Source organism: Actinomadura sp. K4S16, assembly GCF_008327685.1.
Lineage (GTDB): Bacteria > Actinomycetota > Actinomycetes > Streptosporangiales > Streptosporangiaceae > Spirillospora.
Window position 1 is genome coordinate 76,956 of the sequence record NZ_BDDE01000030.1, and the last position, 14,141, is coordinate 91,096.

At 73.3% G+C, this 14,141-nt stretch carries 11 protein-coding genes; 5 read left to right on the plus strand and 6 right to left on the minus strand.

The window, feature by feature from the left end:
- Positions 1 to 172: 172 nt before the first annotated feature.
- Positions 173 to 2,326: an RNA polymerase recycling motor ATPase HelR gene (gene helR, locus K4S16_RS41560; RefSeq protein WP_149264616.1), complete on the plus strand. Its 2,154-nt coding sequence runs from the start codon at positions 173 to 175 to the stop codon at positions 2,324 to 2,326.
- Positions 2,327 to 2,341: 15 nt separating this feature from the next.
- Here the strand turns inward: helR and K4S16_RS41565 are convergent, their stop codons facing one another.
- Both K4S16_RS41565 and K4S16_RS41570 read right to left on the minus strand, forming a co-directional pair.
- The gene (locus K4S16_RS41565) at positions 2,342 to 2,893 is read right to left on the minus strand and encodes a MarR family winged helix-turn-helix transcriptional regulator (RefSeq protein WP_149264617.1); all 552 of its coding nucleotides are present in this window, start codon (positions 2,891 to 2,893) and stop codon (positions 2,342 to 2,344) included.
- Complete coding sequence (locus tag K4S16_RS41570) at positions 2,883 to 3,605, minus strand: SDR family NAD(P)-dependent oxidoreductase (RefSeq protein ID WP_149264618.1); 723 nt, start codon at positions 3,603 to 3,605, stop codon at positions 2,883 to 2,885. Before K4S16_RS41570 ends, K4S16_RS41565 begins: the two co-directional genes overlap by 11 nt.
- A gap of 325 nt (positions 3,606 to 3,930) precedes the next feature.
- Here K4S16_RS41570 and K4S16_RS41575 point away from each other — a divergent pair, with 325 nt between their 5' ends.
- Positions 3,931 to 4,830, plus strand: a complete 900-nt coding sequence (locus K4S16_RS41575) for a triacylglycerol lipase (RefSeq protein WP_149264619.1) — start codon at positions 3,931 to 3,933, stop codon at positions 4,828 to 4,830.
- Between the two features lie 81 nt (positions 4,831 to 4,911).
- On the opposite strand, the gene K4S16_RS41580 is transcribed toward K4S16_RS41575, so the two are convergent.
- Both K4S16_RS41580 and K4S16_RS41585 read right to left on the minus strand, forming a co-directional pair.
- Positions 4,912 to 5,388, minus strand: coding sequence for an iron chaperone (locus K4S16_RS41580; protein ID WP_149264620.1), 477 nt, complete (start codon positions 5,386 to 5,388; stop codon positions 4,912 to 4,914).
- 49 nt (positions 5,389 to 5,437) lie between these two features.
- Complete coding sequence (locus K4S16_RS41585) at positions 5,438 to 5,893, minus strand: carboxymuconolactone decarboxylase family protein (protein WP_149264621.1); 456 nt, start codon at positions 5,891 to 5,893, stop codon at positions 5,438 to 5,440.
- A gap of 177 nt (positions 5,894 to 6,070) precedes the next feature.
- On the opposite strand from K4S16_RS41585, the gene K4S16_RS41590 reads away from it, so the two are divergent.
- The 3 genes from K4S16_RS41590 to K4S16_RS41600 all read left to right on the plus strand — a co-directional run bounded on the left by K4S16_RS41590 (position 6,071) and on the right by K4S16_RS41600 (position 12,294).
- Positions 6,071 to 8,566, plus strand: a complete 2,496-nt coding sequence (locus tag K4S16_RS41590) for a tetratricopeptide repeat protein (RefSeq protein ID WP_149264622.1) — start codon at positions 6,071 to 6,073, stop codon at positions 8,564 to 8,566.
- Positions 8,567 to 8,669: 103 nt separating this feature from the next.
- Positions 8,670 to 9,608, plus strand: a complete 939-nt coding sequence (locus tag K4S16_RS41595) for a DUF5996 family protein (RefSeq protein ID WP_235037410.1) — start codon at positions 8,670 to 8,672, stop codon at positions 9,606 to 9,608.
- A 73-nt stretch (positions 9,609 to 9,681) separates the two neighbouring features.
- A complete protein-coding gene (locus K4S16_RS41600; RefSeq protein ID WP_149264623.1) occupies positions 9,682 to 12,294 on the plus strand; it encodes a DUF4132 domain-containing protein in 2,613 nt (870 codons plus the stop codon).
- A 20-nt stretch (positions 12,295 to 12,314) separates the two neighbouring features.
- On the opposite strand, the gene K4S16_RS45355 is transcribed toward K4S16_RS41600, so the two are convergent.
- The gene (locus K4S16_RS45355; protein WP_200842424.1) at positions 12,315 to 12,464 is read right to left on the minus strand and encodes a hypothetical protein; all 150 of its coding nucleotides are present in this window, start codon (positions 12,462 to 12,464) and stop codon (positions 12,315 to 12,317) included.
- A 336-nt stretch (positions 12,465 to 12,800) separates the two neighbouring features.
- The gene (locus K4S16_RS41610; protein WP_149264624.1) at positions 12,801 to 14,042 is read right to left on the minus strand and encodes an oxygenase MpaB family protein; all 1,242 of its coding nucleotides are present in this window, start codon (positions 14,040 to 14,042) and stop codon (positions 12,801 to 12,803) included.
- Positions 14,043 to 14,141 lie beyond the last annotated feature (99 nt).

The window sequence follows — 14,141 nt, forward strand, 5'->3', positions numbered from 1 at the left end:
CGGGTCGTGCCGCAGAATCGTCGGCCGAGGCCGGAACCTGCGGAAACCGGGGGCGCAGTGCGGGTGGCCGCCGTCGCCGTGCGAGTCGCGCGGTGACGGCGGCCCGCGGGCTCCCCGGCGGTCGCGGGAACCCGCCGGCACACGAGCAGCGACCACGAGCCGGAGCCGATACGTGAACCCCTTGACCGCCAGCGTGTTCGACCTTCCCGAGCGCCTGTCCGCGAAGGCCGACCCGGCGCTGACCGAGCGCGACGAGCGGCATTTCGCGGCGATCGCCGAGAGCCTCGACCAGGCGATCCGCGACCTGTCCGACCGCCTCGAGGCCGAGCGCAAGGCGCCCGGCGGCATAGGGCAGCGGGCGATGGACCGGGACATGGAGATCCATCGCCTCACCGCCCGGCTGCGCACGCTCCGCCGCTTCGGCCTGGACCTCTGCCTCGGGCACATGGTCGGCGCGGACGGCTCCGAGCCCGTCTACGTCGGCCGGCTCGGCCTCACCGACACCACGGGCCGCCGGCTGCTCCTCGACTGGCGCTCGCCCGCGGCCGAACCCTTCTTCGGCGCGACCCACGCCAACCCGATGGGGCTGGCGAGCCGCCGCCGGTACCGCTGGACCGCCGGCCGGATCAGCGACTACTGGGACGAGGTGTTCACCGCGGACGAGTTCGCCGGGCACGCCGCGCTGGACGACCAGTCCGCGTTCATCGCGAGCCTGGGCGGCGACCGGTCCGACCGGATGCGCGACGTGCTCGGCACCATCCAGGCCGACCAGGACGCGATCATCCGCGCGGGGTCGCGCGGCGCCCTCGTCGTCGACGGCGGCCCCGGCACGGGCAAGACGGTCGTCGCCCTGCACCGCTCCGCCTACCTCCTCTACTCCGATCCGCGCCTCGGCCACCACCGGGGCGGCGTGCTGTTCGTCGGCCCGCACCAGCCCTACCTGGCCTATGTGTCCGACGTGCTTCCCAGCCTCGGAGAGGAGGGCGTGCAGACCTGCACCCTGCGGGATCTCGTCGCCGAGGGCGCGGGTGCGGCGGTCGAGGCCGACCCGGTCGCGGCCCGGCTGAAGTCGTCCGCGGACATGGTCAAGGCGATCCAGAAGGCCGTCAGGTTCTACGAGAACCCGCCCACCGAGGGGATGGAGGTCACCACCCACTGGTCCGACGTCTGGCTGAGCCCCGCCGACTGGGCCGAGGCGTTCCAGGCGCCGGAACCCGGGACGCCGCACAACGAGGCGCGCGACCAGATCTGGGAGGAACTGCTCACGATCCTGGCGGACAAGCACGAGGGCGACGCGTCGCCCGACCTGGTCCGCAGGTCGCTCCGGCAGGACCCGGAGCTGCGCACCGCCTTCAACCGCGCGTGGCCGCTGATCGAGGCGGCCGACCTCGTCGGGGACCTGTGGTCGGTGCCCGCCTACCTGCGGTTGTGCGCGCCCTGGCTCGGCGCCGACGAGATCCGCCGGTTGCAGCGTGAGGACGCCCAGGCCTGGACGGTGTCCGACCTGCCGCTCCTGGACGCCGCGCGGCAGCGGCTCGGCGACCCGAAGGCGCCGCTGCGCAGGCGCCGCCGCGAGGCCGCCGTCGCCGCCGAGCGCGAGCGCATGGCCAGGGTCGTGGACGACCTGATCGAGGTGGCCGACGACGAGTACGGGACGGGGCTGGTGACGATGCTGCGCGGCGAGGACTTCCATGACGTCCTCGTCGACGAGAGCGCCCTGGGCGGCGCCGACCCGGACCTGCTCGCCGGCCCGTTCGCGCACGTCGTCGTGGACGAGGCGCAGGAGCTGACCGACGCGGAGTGGCAGATGCTGCTGCTGCGCTGCCCGTCCCGGAGCTTCACCATCGTCGGGGACCGCGCCCAGGCCAGGCACGGGTTCACCGAGTCGTGGCGGGAACGGCTCGAACGGGTCGGGTTCGACCGGATCGAACTGGCGTCCCTGAGCATCAACTACCGGACGCCGGAGGAGATCATGGCGGAGGCCGAGCCGGTCATCCGGGCCGCGCTCCCGGACGCCAACGTGCCGACGTCGATCCGCGGGACCGGCGTCCCCGTCGTCCACGGCTCGGCCGCGGACCTGGACGCGGTCATCGGCGCCTGGCTCGCCGCGCACGACGACGGGATCGCCTGCGTCATCGGCGATCCGGCGTTCCCGGGGACGCCCCGCGTCCGGTCGCTCACCCCGGAGCTGGCCAAGGGGCTGGAGTTCGACCTGGTCGTGCTCGTCGACCCGGAGGGGTTCGGCGACGGCATCGAGGGCGCGGTCGACCGCTACGTCGCGATGACCCGGGCGACCCGGGAGCTCGTCGTCCTCACGAGCCCCTGACCCGCCGGGCCCGGCTCAGTCCCCGACCTGGCTCTTCGGGCTCGGGCCGCCGAGCCCGGCGAGCAGCTCGCGCAGCAGGCCGGCGAGCTGATCGCGGCGGTCGGGGGCCAGGTGGCCGATGAGGCGGTCCTCGGCCCCGAGCAGGTCGGCGACGACGCGGTCGAGCAGGGCCCTGCCGTCCCCGGTGAGGGTGACCGCCCGCGTGTGGTAGCCGGATCCGGCGGTGGTCCGTTCGACGAGCCCGGCCTCCGCCGCCCGCTCCACCCGCTGGGTGATCGCCCCGCGCGTCACCATGCAGGCGTCGGCCAACTCGCCCGGGCTCATCCGGTACGGCGGGCCGGCGCGGCGCAGCGTGGACAGCAGGTCCAGCGTCGCGACGTCCACTCCCAGCTTCGCCAGGAGGCGGCGGCGCTCGTCGCCGAAGACCTTGGCGGCCCACCAGATCCTGGTGACGACCCCGATCGACTCCACCGGGACGCCCGGCAGCTCGCGCCGCCAGGCGTCCTGGATGGCGTCGGCGCCGTCGCGTGGCGGCTCGGCGGCCACGCGCGGCGGCTCAGCGGCCACGCTCGGCCCCGCCGTTCACCTGGATTATCTGCGCGGTGACGTGCCCCGCGCCGGGCGAGGCGAGCCAGTGCACGGTCTCGGCGACGTCACCCGGCGTCCCGGCCCGGCCGGTGTGTGTCTGCGCGACCAGCGCCGCGCGGCGCTCGCCGCTCATGGAGCCGCCGAAGAACTCGGTGTCCTCGATGAACCCCGGAGCGACCACGTTGACCGTGATGCCGCGCGGCCCGAGTGCGGCGGCGAGATCGAACGCGTAGGGGTGCAGGGCCGCCTTCATCGGGCCGTAGGACGTGCCGCGCGAGCCGCGGAGCGCCGCGACCGACGAGACGAACACGACCCTCCCGGACGGGTTCAGCAGATCGCGGAACGCCTCGGTCGGCAGCACCGCGGTCAGGACGTTGGCGCGGAAGTTGCTCGTCCACCGCTCCGCGACGCCGTCGGGACCGCCGTGGTACTCGGCGTTGCCGCCCGCGCAGTTGACCAGCACGTCGATCGAGCCGAAGCGCCCGGCCAGCTCGGCGCGGACGCGTTCGACCTCCGCCGGGTCGCCGAGGTCGGCCGGCAGCGCGGTGCCGCCGATCTTCCCGGCCGCCTCCTCCAGCACGCCGGCGCGGCGGCCGATGACGACGGTCCGGTCCCCGTCGGCCGCGAAACGGGCCGCCACCGCCCTCCCGATGCCGGTGCCGCCGCCGCTGACCACGATCGTGCGCGCCATCTCCAACCCCTCCCCGTGTCCAGGTCCCACCGTGTTCCGGACCTGAGTTTAGACCTAAAGTCAGCCGGTCCGCGACCCGGCCGTCCGGGACGCCATTTCTTCCCGTTCCTGGCCGGGCTCGGCCGATTCCACGGCTCGAAGCCCTTTCCTGGTGGAGGCCTTTGGAGGCCCCCTAGCAGAAAGGGGAGGTGTTCGCCAGAACCTCCGGCGCCGTTCTTCCCGCACCGTGAACGGTTCCCCGGGCACTATCCGGTATTCGCCGGAATCCGGGATCTTTCTTCCAGCCGCGACCGTCCCGTGGTCGCGGCCCGGAGAAAGGCCAGAGATGGTCCGTCGAATCGTCCGAGTCCTCGCGGCGCTGGTGGTCGCCGTCGCCGCCGCCGCGGCCGTGGTGGTCGCGCAGAGCCCCGCGTGGGCGTCCGGTCCGGCCCGCGGCAACGGCAAGTCGGAACCCGTCTATTTCATCCACGGAATCGACTGGAACCACGCCACGGCGGGAAATGCCAAGGTGGACTGCAAGAGTGCGTGGAGTTCCGCGCAGACCGCTCTGCGTAACGGCGGGTGGACCGGCAAGTTCATCACGTGGGGGTACTACAAGAAGGACGTGAACTGCACACGGAAAGTGAACGGGAACCTGGACAGCAGGATCCAGGAACTCGGCCGCAGGCTCGCCTGGGACATCTACAACAACTACTCCAGGCACGGGAAGTCGGTCGACGTCGTCGCCCACTCCATGGGCGGCCTGGTCGTCCGGGCGGCCATCACCGGGGTGAAGAAGTACCACCAGAACGCCGACTGGCCGAACTACATCTACATCGAGGACGTCGCCACGTTCAGCACCCCGTTCAGCGGCACGAACTGGGCCACGACCTGCACGCTGGCGCGCGGGTGGAAGCAGTGCAGCGACATGCGTCCCGGCAGCGGCTTCCTCAGCTGGGCGGGTCAGAACCCTCAGTCCAACCAGGGCACCGACTGGACGCTGATGGGCGCCAGCGACGATGACGTCGTCACCAGCGGCGCCGCGATCAGCATGAAGGCCAAGCACAAGGCCGTCTACGCCGCCGGCCAGGGCCTTGAGCACTCCTCTATCAAGAACAAGGGGCCCGGCCCCCACTGGAAGATGAAGTACTCGCACGACAACGGGAGCCACTGGACCAACACGAGCAACGGACCGGGGCCGCTCAAGCTGATGATGAACGCCCTCTACTACTGGTCCCGCTCCTAGCGGCGACCCGGCGCTCCGCGCACCCGCCGAAACGGCCCCGGGCCTCCACCGGCCCGGGGCCTCCGACCGTCCCGGCGGTCCTCAGCCCGCGGCCTTCTCCACGAGCGCGGCGATCCGCGCCTCGCCCTCGGCGGTCAGCTCCGCCAGCGCGTAGGCGGTCGGCCACATGGCGCCGTCGTCGAGCGCCGCCACGTCGCTGAAACCGAGGGTCGCGTACCTCGTCTTGAACTTCGCCTTGGCCTGGAAGAAGCAGAGCACCTTGCCGTCCTTGGAGTAGGCGGGCTGGCCGTACCAGAGCCTGGGCACGAGGTCCGGCGCCGCGGCCTTGACGATCTCGTGCACCCGCTCGGCGATGACCCGGTCCGCCTCGTCCATCTCGGCGATCTTGGCGAGGACGTCGGCCTCCCCGTCGGCCTTCGCCTTGCCCGGGCTGCGGCGCGCGGCCTTCTTCAGCTCCTGGGCGTGCTCCTTCATCGCGGCCCGCTCCTCGTCGGTGAAGCCGTCGTACTGGGCGCCGGCCGCGGCGGTGCCCCTGGTGGTCTTCTTCGTTTCGCTCATGGCTGGATTCTCCTGGTTCGCGAGTGAGTCGTGCCTGGACGGGGTGCGCTCAGCCCCACGCGCCGGCGATCTGCCGGGTCGTGGCGTTGAGGCGGTTGAACATGTTGGTCACGCCGATCATCAGGACGATCGCGGCCAGCTGCCTCTCGTCGAAGTAGGTGGCGGCGGCGTCCCAGACGTCGTCGCCCACGGCGTCGGCGCGGTCGGCCAGCCGGGTCGCGGTCTCGGCCAGGGCCAGCGCCGCCCGCTCCTCCTCGGTGAAGTACGGGGCCTCCCGCCAGGCGGCGACGGTGGCCAGCCGCTCGTCGCTCACCCCGGCCTTGCGCGCCGTCTTGGCGCCGGCGTCCACGCAGGCGCTGCAGCCGTTGATCTGGCTGACCCGCAGGTGCACCAGTTCGAGGATCTCCTCCGACACCCCGCCGGAGTGCGCGGCCTTGAAGATCTCCTGGATGGGCTGCATCGCGCCGGACAGGACCATGGCGGGGTTCTTCATACGGGACTGCATCTGCGTTTCTCCTCTGCGTGGCGCGCCCCCTTTCCTCGAGGGCATGTCACCATCACAGCCGCCGGGGCCTACGATGACGACGTCGGTGGGACACCGTGGGACAGCTGAAACGGCTCTGAGCAGCGGAGACGCGCCTGGGACGGTTTCCGCCGCGGTGGGACGGAGAGGCGGGGATCGGTGGTCGCGCAGCAGCACCGGGCGGCGAAGGCCGACCCGCAGGACGAGCTGGCGGCCCGGCTGCGCATGCTCCAGGAGGTGTCCGGACGCGGCGTCCGCGCCCTCGCGCGCGATGCCGGGCTCAGCTCCTCGTCGCTGTCGCGCTACCTCAGCGGCCAGACCGTGCCGCCCTGGACGGCGGTCATCGCGCTCTGCCGCCTGCTCAAGCGCGACCCCCGCCCGCTGCGTCCGCTGTGGGAGCGGGCGTCCAACCCGCTGCCGGCGCCCCCGAAGACCAGCCGCCAGGTCCAGCCCCCGGCGCCGCCGGCCGGCGCGCCGCGCCCGCCCCGCAACGACCTGCCGCGCGACGTCCCCGACTTCACCGGGCGCGAGGCCGAGATGGAGGCCGTGCTCGCCGCGGTGGAGACCGGCCGGGTGGTGGCCGTCGACGGCATGGCGGGCGTCGGCAAGACCTGCCTCGCCGTCCACGCCGCGCACCGGCTCGCCGCCGGCTACCCCGACGCCCAGCTCTACGTGGACCTCCACGGGTTCACCGCCGGGCGGGAACCGCTCGACCCCGACGCCGCCCTGCGGACCCTGCTCGCCGCCCTGGACGTGCCGTCGGAGAAGATCCCGCAGGAGGGCGGCATCGAGCCGCTGGCCGCCTGCTGGCGGTCGGAACTGGCGCACCGGCGGGCCGTCGTCGTCCTCGACAACGCCGCGGACGCCGACCAGGTCCGCCCGCTGCTGCCCGGCGCGGGCCCGTCCGTCGCCCTGATCACCAGCCGCAACCGGCTGCTGGGCCTGGAGGAGGTGCCCCCGGTGTCGCTGGACGTGCTGACACCGCGGGAGAGCGCCGAACTGCTCGCCCGCGCCAGCGGGGACCCGGGCGGACCGGACGGCCGGCTGGCGCGCGAGCCCGAGGCCGCCGCCGAGGTCCTGCGGCTGTGCGGCCGGCTGCCGCTGGCCCTGCGGCTGGCCGCGGCGCGGCTGCGGCACCGGCCGGGCTGGACCGTGGGCATCCTCGTCGAGCGGATGGCCGAGGGCGCCACGGAGTTCGACACCGCGTTCGCCATGTCGGTGCGGCAGCTGGACCGGGCGCAGCACCGCTTCTTCCGGCTGCTGGGCCTGCTGCCCGGGGCGACCTTCGACGAGTACGTGGCGGCGGCGCTGGCGGGCGTCCCGGTGCGCGCCGCCCGGGCGACGCTGGAGAACCTTCTCGACGCGCACCTCGTCCAGCAGCCGGCGGCGGGCCGCTACCGGCTGCACGACCTGGTGCGCCTGCACGCGCGCCGCGCCGGCGCCGAGCACGACCCGCCCGCCGAACGCGAGAAGGCGCTCGGCAGGGTGCTCGACTACTACGTGCACGCGGCGGCCGCCGCCGACGCCGCGGTGTCGTACCTGCCCCCCGTCCTGGAAGTCTCGGCGGGCCGGCCCCCGGCCGAACTGCCGGCGTTCGCCGGCAAGCACGCGGCGCTGGGCTGGTTCGGCGCGGAGTACGCCAACCTGATGGCCGTCTTCGAGGCGGCGGTCGCGGCCGGAGCCGACGCCCACGTGTGCGAGCTGCCCCGCCACATGCGGGCCTTCTTCGCGCGGCGCTGCGGCACGACGCACCTGAACGTCCTCTTCGAGCACTCGCTGGCCGCCGCGCGGCGCCTGGACGACCCGCTGCAACTGGCCGAGGCGCACAGCGACCTCGGCTTCGCCCGCTACAACGCGGGCCGGATGGCGGAGGCGGACGCCGCGTACCAGGCGGCGGAGCCGCTGGTGTCCCGGGCCGGGGACGCCAGGGCCGAGGCCGAGCTGACCATGCGCCGGGGCTACCTGCGCTGGGACGAGGGCCGCGTCGAGGAGCCGCTCGACCTCTTCCGGCGGGCGGGAAGGCTCTACGCGGACGCCGGCTGCCCCACGGGAACGGCCCATGCGATCGCGTACGAGGCCTGGGCCAAGCTGCAGCTCGGGCACCGCGAGGAGGCGGCGAGGCTGGCCCGCACCGTGCTGGACCTCCCGCACACCGACCCCGCCTGGCCCCCGGTCCTGACGGCCCGCATCACCCTCGGGGTCGCCATCGCCCAGGAGGAGCCCGACGAGGCGATGGCACACCTGGAGCGGGCGCTCGCGCTGGCGCGCGAGGACGGGCACAGGCACAACGAGGCGTGGTGCCTCAACTGCCTCGGCGTGGCCCTGCGGCAGGCGGGCCGGTACGAGGAGGCGCTCGCCGCCCACCGTCAGGCGTTCGCCCTGCTGGACGAGCTGTTCGAGGAGCACTGGAAGATCCACTTCCTCTACGGCCATGCCGAGACCTGCCGGCTCGCGGGCCTCCCGGAGGAGGCGCTGCGGCTGCACCGGGAGGCGCTGGAACTGGCCCCGAGACTGGGATACCGGTACGCGGAGGCGCTGGCCCGCGAGGGGATCGCCGCCGTCCTCGACGGCACGGACCCGGGCGCGGCCGCCGAGCACCGCGCGGCGGGGCAGGCCATCCGCCGGGAACTCGAACCGGACGCCCGGCCGGCCTGACGCTCCGCCGGCCGCGCCCACTGCCCCGGATCAAGCGTTCGCGCTATTGCGGTGGCCGTATCCGGGGCATGAGCATGGTGTTCCGGCTGGAAGGGGGCCCCTGGTGGAACGACAGTCCTGGCCGCGGCTGCGCGTCGCCGACTGGACGCGGACGCGCGACACGCTGCACATGTGGACGCAGATCGTCGGCAAGGTCCGGCTGGCCCACGCGCCGCTGCTGAACCACTGGTGGAACGTGACGCTGTACGTCAGCCCGCGCGGGCTGACCACGTCCGCGATCCCGTACGACGGCGGCGTGTTCGACGTCGAGTTCGACTTCGTCGACCACCGGCTGCGGATCCGCTCCTCGGACGGCAGTCTCCGGGAGTTCGAGCTCGCGCCCATGCCGGTGTCGCGGTTCTACGCCCGGACGATGGAGGCACTGCACGAGCTGGGGATCGAGACGCGCATCCAGGCGCACCCGAACGAGGTCGAACCGGCGATCCCGTTCGCGGAGGACGACCAGCACGCCTCCTACGACCCGGAGGCGGCGCACCTCTTCTGGCAGCAGCTGCTCCAGGCCGCGCGAGTGCTGGGCGAGTTCCGGTCCCGCTACATCGGCAAGGTCAGCCCCGTGCACTTCTTCTGGGGCGCGATGGACCTCGCCTGCACGCGCTTCTCCGGGCGGGAGGCGCCCGAGCATCCGGGCGGGGCCCCGAACTGCGGGGACTGGGTGATGGTCGAGGGGTACTCGCGGGAGCTCAGCAGCTGCGGCTTCTGGCCGGGCGGGGGCGAGGAGGGCGCCTTCTACGCCTACGCCTACCCCGAGCCCGCCGGGTTCGCCGACCGTCCGGTGGGCCCGTCCGGCGCCTTCTACAGCCGGGAGAACGGCCAGTTCCTGCTGCCGTACGAAGCCGTGCGGGAGCACCCCGACCCCGACGGAGCCCTCCTGGAGTTCCTTCAGGGCACCTACGAGGCGGCGGCCGACCTCGGCGGCTGGGACCGCGCCTCGCTGGAGGCCGACCCGGCGCGATGGGCCCACAAGACCCGCCAGGAGGACTGAGCGAGGGCACCGCCGGGCAGGGCCGGCCGGCGCCAGGTCGGGATGTCGGCCGCCGCCGCTAGTTTGCGGTGCCATGGTCGAGACGGCGGAGATCCCGGTCGAGTGGCGTGAGCACATCCATCCGAGGCGCGGCGGCGTTCCCGTTCCGCCGGCCGTCCCGGACGAGGGCGCGGCGCGGAGGGCGCGCGAGCGGTTGCGGGAGGCCCGCCCGATCGCCGCGGAGATGCTGGAGCACGAGCGCACCGACCCGGAGATCGGCCGCGCCGCGCGGGCGTGGCTGGACGGGGAGGCCGACCCGGCGGGCGCGGCGGCCGTCGCCGCCGTCGCGGTGAAGTACCTCGAAGGCGCCGGCGGTGCGGCGTTCCTGGACGCGTGGGTGCTGGACCACGGGCTCCCGTTCGCCGCCTGCGCGGTCACCGAGCTCTTCTCGATCGAACCCGGCCCGGTGCCGGTACCCGCGACACCCGGCCCCGACGGCGTCGTCCGGCTGGTCGCCTACAGCTACGTCGACCCGCCCAGGGGATGGCGCGGCGAGATCCGGCGCGTCACCACCGAGGACCACTTCCCGGCGAACCGGTGGCTCGCCGAGAAGGGGGCGCTCAAGCGGCTCCGCACGCTGCTGGCCGCCGCGCCCGAGGACGAGTACCGCAACGCCGTCGCACGAGTGTCGTGCCATCGCGGTGACGCCTGGAGGCGGCGGGTGGCCGCCTACCTCCTCCCGTCCGAGACGGCCTGGCTGGACGAGACCTTCGACGACTCCTTCGGGTGGATGCACCAGGCACTCGAACACGAGTACCTGGTGTGCTCGCTGTCCAGCGCGGCGCAGATCGACAGGGTGGGCTGGGTGCCGGTCACTCCCGGCGTCATCGGAACGCTTCTCGACGCCCTGGGCGCGGAGGCTCTCCCGCTGCTCGACAGGGCGCTCCAGGGCGGATACAACGCCGACGAGACGCGGCCGATCGTCCTAAGGGCCCTAGTGGGGATCGCGGACGAGAGGGTCTTTCCGCTCCTGCTCGACCACATGGGACTGCAAGGCGTGCCGGCCGCTCTGCAGGAGGCGGCCGAACGGCACCCGGAGCACGCGCTCCGAGCCTTGGCCCCGCTGGTCGGCGACGACACGGTGAGGGGCCTGCAGGCGGCGGGAACGGTGCGCGGGCTGCTGCACGTCAGGCCGGCCCTTGCCGAGTCGCTGCCCTCGGGGAGCGCCGAGGCGCTCCTGCCGCGACCGGCCGTCCCGGACAGCGACGACGTGCCCGCCATCCTCACCGGCAAGCCGGGCCGGGGCGCGAAGACGGACTGGGCCGACCCCGCGCTGCTTCCACGGATCCTCACCCGCGGCGGCGACCGGGCGCTGCCCGCGAGCGCGACCGCGCGCCTGCTGACCCTGCTCGCCAAGAAGGCGCCCGAGGCGGCGGAGGTCCGCTCGTACTGCGACCGGCACTCGCTGGCCGAATTCTCTTGGGCGGTGTTCCAGCGCTGGCACGCGCTCGGCGCGCCGACGCGGCACAACTGGGCGCTGGCGCAGCTCGGGCTCATCGGCGACGACACGACGGTGCGGCGGCTCAGCCCGCTGATCAAGGCGTGGCCGGGCCAGGGCCTCGCCGGCCGGGCCGCGGCCGCGCTGGACGTCCTCGCCGCGGTCGGCTCCGACGTGGCCCTGACCCACCTGTTCGAGCTGACCCGCCGCGGCAGGTACAAGGGGCTGAAGGCCAGGGCGGACCGCACGATCGACGCGATCGCCGCGGCGCGCGGGATGACGCGGGACGCGCTGGCCGACCGCGCCGTCCCGGACTTCGGGCTGGACGAGCGGGGCACCCTCGTCCTGGACTACGGCGCGCGCCGGTTCACCGTGACGTTCGACGAGCAGCTCGTCCCGCTGGTCGTGGAGCCCGGCGGCAAGCGGCGCAAGAGCGCGCCGAAGCCCGGCCCCAAGGACGATCCGGCGCTCGCCCCCGCCGCCCACGCCCTGTTCACCGGCCTCCGCAAGGATCTGCGGACGATCGCCGACCAGGAGATCAGGCGCCTGGAACTGGCCATGATCAATCGGCGGAGCTGGACGCCGGAGGAGTTCCGCGCCCTGTTCGTCGACCACCCGCTGCTGGGCCACATCGTCCGCCGGCTGGTGTGGACCACCGATTCAGGAACCGCCTTCCGCGTCGACGAAGGCCGCGCCTACGCGGGGGTCGGCGACGACCTGTTCACCCCCGCGCCGGACGCCCGCATCAGCATCGCCCATCCCGTGCTGCTGGGCGGCGACCTCGACGCCTGGGCCGAACTGTTCGCCGACTACGAGATCCTCCAGCCGTTCGAGCAGCTCGGGCGCCCCGTCCACCGCCTCACGGACGACGAGCGCGCCGCGCACCGGCTCGCCCGGGTGGAGGGGCTCGTCCTGCCCTACGGCAAGGCCAAGGGCCACTCCCAGGGGCGGTGGGAGTCGCTGGACGCCGACGGAGGGTTCGCGGGCGGGTGGCTCGCCCGGCGCGACCCCGCCGGCCTGTACGTCGTGGCGGACCTGAGCCCGGGCCTGGGGTACTACATGTACGGCGAGGGCGAGGACCAGAAGATCAACGCCCTGTGGGCGGGGCCGGCCCCCGCCGGCTCACCCCGGGACACGGTGCCGCTCGGCGAGGTCGACCCGGTCACCATGAGCGAGGCCGTCCACGACCTCGTCTGCAGCGCGTCCTAGCCGGACGGGACGGCTCCGCCCTACCGCGCGTCGGAGACGGAGTCGACCATGACCGTCCGGTGGGTGACCGTCGTGTCGTAGGCCAGGACGGCGGCCTGCGCCTCCGGCTCCACGACGGCCGTCGAGATGTCGTCTCCCGCGAACGCCCGGACGGCGTCGAGGAGTCCCACAGCGTCATGACCTCCAGCTCCACCCGGTCGCCCGCGTCCCGGCGGAACAGGTACGCGCCTCGATGGCCGTCCACGGAGGCGAGGGCCGGGAGCACCGAGCCCGTGAAGTGGTCGCGGTAGGCTTCCGCGCCCTCGGCGGTGGCGGTCGCGCGCCACACTCTGGCGATCATCGGGGCTCTCCTCGTCGACGGTCGCAACGCTGGACCGCCGACTGTACCGCTCGCGGGCGGGAGGCGCGGCGGATCGCGCCGGGCTCGGAACCTCCTCGGTTCAGAGCCCGGCGTCGACGTCGAGCGTCTTCGGGGGAGCGGGAGCCGCGGTCCGGGGTGGCCCGGGTCAGTAGTGCGGGTTGTTGGTCTGCGGGATCTCGATGCTGATCGGCAGCTTGAACCCGGACAGGTAGAGCAGGGCGCCCTGGCGGAGGATCTCGTCGAAGGCCCAGTAGAGCTGCCGAAGCTCCTTGGGCGCCTTCGTGAGGTCGAGGACGCCCTCGCGGACGGCGACGAAGGGCGGCCAGAGGGTCTCGATGAGCGGGTCCCACAGCGGGTCCGGGGAGATCCTCAGCCATCCGGCGATCTCGTCGCCGAGCAGGTAGCGGGTGAGCGAGCCGAGGATGGGCTTGGTGAGGATCCCGCCGTCGATCGTGGAGCCGAGGTTGAGCAGGATGTCGGCCAGCTTGACGCCCTCGGGCGTCGGGGCGAGCACCGGGTCCAGCACCTGCTTCGCCTGGGAGTTCGCCTCGTCCCACGACTTGGGGATGTACTCGTCCTGGATGCCGAGCATGTGCCCGGCGAGCTGCCAGGAGTGCAGGAACGCCTCGGACTCGGCGGCCGGGATCGGCACCTTCCACTTGACCAGGTTCTGCATGACGGTCGTGGGAAGGCTGTGCCAGGTGACCATCATGTCCGCCTGGCTGATCGGGATCTTCTCGTCGGCCGTCTTGGACCAGTACGGGGACTTCGGCAGCAGGTGGCGCACGGCGGCGTGCACGAGGCGGGTCTTGACGCAGGTCACGACCATCTCGCCTTCGGGCTCGAAGGCCTTCTCGGTGCCGATGTCGTAGCCGAGCTTGGCGGTCTTGGTGATGCGGTCCTTCATGTCCGCGCCGCCCTTGGAGTAGTAGACCGCGCGCGCCTCGTGGGGGATCGCCGTGCTCATCATCCCGCTGGCGAAGCCGTAGGTGACGCCGAGGTAGAGGCCCCGCTTCTCGTTGAACTCGAACGCGGTGGCCAGCTTGCCCCGGTCGGCCCAGTCCGGCAGCCGGCGGGCGCGCTCCATGAAGTCGCGCAGATCCGCTGGAAGCCCGTCCGGCAGCGGCTGCCCGTTCTTCGTCCACTTCCGCAGCAGTTCGTTGACCTCGGGGACGTCGCCCCGGTCGAGCAGCGAGGCGACCAGTTCGTCCGCCTCGGGGTCCCAGACCCATCGCGGGTCGGCGCCCTTGCCCGCGCCCGCCACCGAGCCCTTGGGCGACCACGTCCACAGTGAGGACGCCTGCGCGGGCGAGGCGACGCTCAGCGCGCCGAGCGCACCGAGCGCACCGCCCGTCATCAACACGTTGCGTCTGGTGGGTCTGTCCATGCCTTCGCTCCTCCTCGGGCCGGGCGCGCCCTCCCCGAACGCGATGTCGGACGCTCCCGGGTTTCCTGAGCCAATCCGGAACCCTAGACCCTTATTGGC

Coding starts and splice junctions, on each gene's coding strand:
- K4S16_RS41585 (WP_149264621.1), bottom strand. CDS start 5,893: ATGCAGTCCCGTATGAAGAACCCCGCCATGGTCCTGTCCGGCGCGATG.
- K4S16_RS41600 (WP_149264623.1), top strand. CDS start 9,682: ATGGTCGAGACGGCGGAGATCCCGGTCGAGTGGCGTGAGCACATCCAT.
- K4S16_RS41610 (WP_149264624.1), bottom strand. CDS start 14,042: ATGGACAGACCCACCAGACGCAACGTGTTGATGACGGGCGGTGCGCTC.
- K4S16_RS41570 (WP_149264618.1), bottom strand. CDS start 3,605: ATGGCGCGCACGATCGTGGTCAGCGGCGGCGGCACCGGCATCGGGAGG.
- K4S16_RS41580 (WP_149264620.1), bottom strand. CDS start 5,388: ATGAGCGAAACGAAGAAGACCACCAGGGGCACCGCCGCGGCCGGCGCC.
- K4S16_RS41575 (WP_149264619.1), top strand. CDS start 3,931: ATGGTCCGTCGAATCGTCCGAGTCCTCGCGGCGCTGGTGGTCGCCGTC.